Source organism: Verrucomicrobiota bacterium, assembly GCA_037139415.1.
GTDB lineage: Bacteria > Verrucomicrobiota > Verrucomicrobiia > Limisphaerales > Fontisphaeraceae > JBAXGN01.
On record JBAXGN010000313.1, the window covers coordinates 1 to 4,720 of the forward strand.

The following is a 4,720-nucleotide window of genomic DNA, read 5'->3' on the forward strand; positions in this document are numbered from 1 at the left end:
CGGGACTTGCACCCGCTGGCCTGTCAAAGATCGAAGGCTGCACCAGAAAAATAGGGGAAACCGGACATGGCAAAAAAATTAGCTGGCATAAAAATGAAGACGAAAAATGGGAGGAATGGGACGCATGGGACCAATGGACAGGATGGACGGGATGGACATGATAAGGCTGAAGGGGCTAGTGAACAGTTATCAGTTATCAGTTATCAGTTATCACCCTCAAGGTGGCCAAGCGACCTGGCAAAACTGGCCGATGGCAAGCTCGCGCCCGCCGAGTTCAAAAAGAAAGTGGCCCGTCAAATTAACTGATGCGCAGCGGCGGTTGCGCGACGGTTATCTGGTTACAGGAATTTCAGGCTCCACCAGGGTCGTGCTCCGGCCCTGCCTTAATCACGGCGACGAACTCGCCAATGGCTTTAAGGGCGTCATCCTCAATACTATCAATGACGATGGGTTTGAAATCTGAATTGAGTGGTTGAAGCACAATGCGAGTATGCCGAAAGCCACCATCCTCATCGTGGACCTTCTCGCTATAGTACCGTTTCACTGTCAGTCGTCCTCCTGTTTCCGGGTCAACCCCATCGCGCAGTCTGAACAACATGTTTCGTCCATGACGCGAACCAGCAAGCGCCGAATCGCCACGGAACAGGCAAACAGAGTCATCTGGGATCAGCGGCTCCATGGATCGCCCTTTCACACGAATAGCAAACATATCCTTAGTCAAACGGCGATCAGTTATCCGAATCCACGTGTGATGATCGTCAGGATCAACTCCGGGTTGCTCAGGTCCGAATTCTCCGGCAGCCGCCTCAACCTCATAAAACGGCACACACGTTATGAAGCGATGATCAGCCGACGGGTCTAATATGATAATGTCCGGAACATGCAAATTCGGAGAGGGCACTATTGGAGTGTTTTTTTGCAAGGGCTTGGCGCGGCAGCGCCGGGTACGTTGTGCGTTAGGTTCCCATCGTTCGGCTCCACGCTGGATTGCGGTAAACTCTACCGCCTCTGCCACGGCATTGAACAAGCGGTTCTCCCAGTTGGTACTGATGGCGATTTCGCTTCCGATGAGTTTACCAATCTCAAAACTAAACCGATGCTGGTGTCGCTCGCGCATGCGAGACCAGTAATCAATCATGCAATCCTTGCGCCGCTGGAGCAGGGAACGGGAGGGTAGTCGGTCACGTTTTTGATTGTTCACTTCCGGCAAGGCAGGAAACAAATTCCAGAGATCGTTGTTCCTCCACAGGGTGAACGGGATGGCATGGTCCACGTCGAACGCCTTTTTTAAATCAGAGTCCGTCCAAACACAAACTTTCGCGGACAAGGTCTCGTAAAAGCTACGGGCTTCAGTGACCTCACGTTCGGGAATTGGCGCGGTCAAAAGTTGATCCACTACCTGACTGGGCTTTAAGTCGCCGCCCGATATTTTAGACGTTAGCTCTGCCCATCGCAGGATCGTGGCATCGGCAATCCAGTCGCCCATAGTCGACAATTCGCGCCATAGATCCGCATTTAGCACCACATTTCGCGAAGACCGGTCGTAGGTGAAAGTGCCTGATCCGCCGCCACCAGAGTGGAATACTGGCCCATCACGAATCGTATCACAGAGTTTTGACAAAACGCGAGCATGGGCTGTTTTAGCTGCCGGGGGAAGCGATTTGCCCCGATAATCCACCGAGAAGCGGCACAAGCCACCCGCTTGTCGATAAACACTTATCAGTTTCTCCAGCTCCGCTCGAAATGCCACGGGTTTCCGGCAACCAGGTTTTTCACCATGTTTTTGAGGAATAAAAGTTGGAGACTCAAACAGGGGCCAAAAATACTCAAGCCACTTGTCTGCAATAAGACTCATCGGAATTGCCACCCGCCCCTCCGGAAGCCACCTTGCGACGTGGTAACTGTTGGTCGCCAGTTCGGCAAGCGCTCTGAATAGCGCTGGCTTGTATGTCGCATCCTTCTTGTCACGGTTTAGGATCGTTTCAATCTTTTCCAAACTCCGGGATCCTTCGCCCTCCAGCACAAACAACTGGGTAGCCCAGCGCCGTCCAGAGCGCCCCAAGGAATCATTGGTGTCCCAGCGGTTCAGCAACCGGAAGCCTACCTTTGCGAGGAGAAAGTGGTAATTCTCAGGTGTCACTCCGTTGAATAGACGACCGCCGACATCCCGGTGTGTGGTGGTATCTACAATCGGGCCATCAATAGGGGTCGAAATGAGTAGGCGTCCGCCTGACTTAAGGATTCTGCGGAGATTGAATACAACGTCGAATAAAAGTTGTTCAGGCAAATGCATCAGTGTAGCCCAACACAAAAGCCCGTCTTGGCTACCATCAGGGATGGTCTTCAGATTCGGCAAGGAATCCGTTTGAAGCCGCTCGGCAACAGACGGAAAATGCAAGCGCGCTGCGGCCAACATTTCAACTACTGGATCCACTCCATAGGCGTCATAACCTTCAGCCAGCAAGGCATGTAATTCGCGTCCGCTGCCACAACCGATATCCAAAACCCGAGTTCCAGGTAGGAACGCTTGCGTAAAATAACGCCGCGCTGGGCTGTCTATGGATAAATATTGCGCTGCAACGTCAGCAGCGTGGCCTGAGTAATAATTAACTGTCTGGGCATCCATCAGACCAGCAGCCTTTCCGCAGAGTCACTTAACGATTGCAAGCGAACCAAAACGTAGAAACTCGGCCTCACTATTTCACTCATATTCATGGACAAAAAGCTTAGCATTAATTCTCAGGTTGACTTGGGAAGGTGGACATTGATCGTTTGATTTAGGCTTCTGCTTCCGGTGCTGGCAACTGCTTTGCGATTTCGATTCTTTGCGGCAATCGGGCGCGAGCCAACCGAACAGCCTCGTGGAGTTTGCGTTCCAGTTCTTTCTTGGGCAGGGCAGAAGTCCAATAAGCCGCCACGTGAATGCCGCTTTTTTCCAATGCCAGCAATTCCACGTGTTCCGCTGTCTTTCCCGCGCACAGAATAAGGCCCAGCGGTTCGGTTTCGTCCGGTTCGCACTCATATTTCTTGAGCCAGTTCAAATAAAGCTCCATCTGGCCTTTGTCGGCGGCCTCAAAATCGCCGATCTTTAAATCCATCGCAATGAGCCGTTGTAATTTTCGGTGATAAAAAAGAAGGTCGAGGTAGTAGTCACGCCCATCAATCTGCATCCGCTTTTGCCGTTCAACAAAACAGAATCCGACTCCTAACTCCAAAATGAACGCCTCCATTTCGCGCAAGATCGCAGCCTCTACATCCTTTTCAACAAAGGTGTCCTTGAGCCCAAGAAAATCGAGCAGATACGGATCACGAAACACCAAGTCAGGCGAGAGCTTGTCCTCCTCCCGCAGTTGTTTGAGCTCCATTTCGATCAGCCTGGCCGGCTTGCGCGACAAGGCTGTCCGCTCAAATAGCATCCCGCCGATCTTCTTTTCCAGCGTCCGCGTGCTCCAGCGTTCAAGGCGGCACATTTCGGCATAGAAGTCGCGCTTGAGCGGATCGTCAATGTAAATAACACGGCGCAGGTGCGTCCAATTCAATTGTGCACTCAGTGCGTGCACTATCTTTGGATCCGGAAACACCTCGGCGAAACGGACCATGTTAAAGACGTTGCGCCTTGTGAACCCTCGTCCAAACTCCCGCTCCAATTGTCGCCCCAGCGCGTCAACAATCCGCTCCCCATAATCCGCTCGCTTCTCTTGCAGGATGTCTCGCCGGATACGCGCGCCAATTTGCCAATAGAGGATCACCAGTGCGGAATTGATGGTTTGCGCAGCATTTTCGCGGGCGGCAAGAATCAGCGTGCGCAAGTCACTCAGCAAAACCTTCGCTCCGCCCCGGGCCGGAAACACACTGAGGGTTTTGGTCTGCGCAAGTTTTCGTTTTAATGCCATGACATCATGCCTTTCGCATACCCTGATATGCGATCGTTTTGTTCCACAACTGTTTGCACTGGATAATTATGAATGGAGGTTTACCATTTCACAAGCATTTGTCGAGCGGGATAAATGGAAAAAGATTTCGGAATAGGGAGGAAGCTGATTTTGTAGAAAAATAGGGGAATCGGACATGGTAAATTGGAGACTGGATGAACAGGATGGACAGGATAAGGCTGAAGGGACCAGTTATCAGTGAACAGTGATCAGTGAACGAAGCCGATTTGGCAGAAAAAATAACTGGCAGAAAAATGAAGACGAAAAAATGGGAAGAATAGGACGCATGGGACCAATGGACAGAGGGGCCAGTGAACAGTGAAAAGGAATGGGGCCAATGGACAGGCTGGATAGGGGAAATAGCCGATAGGCAATAGCCAATAGCCGAAATGGGGATGAGGGAATTGAAAATCTCAGAGTTCAGATTTCAGAGAATGAGACTTATGGGACGAATGGGACTGATGTTTATGCAGGCAACACCCCGGATGGTCACTGCGACCGCTTCTGGGCCCTCGCCCTGCGCCAATACGCCTGGTCCAGAGTCCCCGGCATCCTCCGCCCCATGTTCCTCGATTGATATCCTTCAACCGTGAAGTTTGCGGCTTCCTTCTGGGAGTGGCGCACGTCTCACTGCGCTTGGAGGCGAAAGAAAAGGAGGCGATTGGTGGGGGCGGGCAGGCGGATGGTCCAGAGGTTGTTGGAGAGGAACGGCTCATTCGTGGCCGGCATCCAGACTCAGAACACCGCATCTGCGCCGAATAATTTGATACCATTGGGGATTGGCGGGT

The 4,720-nt window shown here is 52.0% G+C and carries 2 protein-coding genes; both read right to left on the reverse strand.

Features of this window, described 5'->3' with window-relative positions; genetic code table 11:
• Nucleotides 1–349 precede the first annotated feature (349 nt).
• The gene (locus WCO56_28920) at nt 350–2,626 is read right to left on the reverse strand and encodes a methyltransferase domain-containing protein (GenBank protein ID MEI7733622.1); all 2,277 of its coding nucleotides are present in this window, start codon (nt 2,624–2,626) and stop codon (nt 350–352) included.
• A 151-nt stretch (nt 2,627–2,777) separates the two neighbouring features.
• Nucleotides 2,778–3,893, reverse strand: a complete 1,116-nt coding sequence (locus WCO56_28925) for a PDDEXK nuclease domain-containing protein (GenBank protein MEI7733623.1) — start codon at nt 3,891–3,893, stop codon at nt 2,778–2,780.
• Nucleotides 3,894–4,720: the final 827 nt, after the last annotated feature.

What these genes read in the sequence shown, in the direction of transcription:
- WCO56_28925 (MEI7733623.1), bottom strand. Translation starts at nt 3,893, where the DNA reads ATGGCATTAAAACGAAAACTTGCGCAGACCAAAACCCTCAGTGTGTTT.
- WCO56_28920 (MEI7733622.1), bottom strand. Translation starts at nt 2,626, where the DNA reads ATGGATGCCCAGACAGTTAATTATTACTCAGGCCACGCTGCTGACGTT.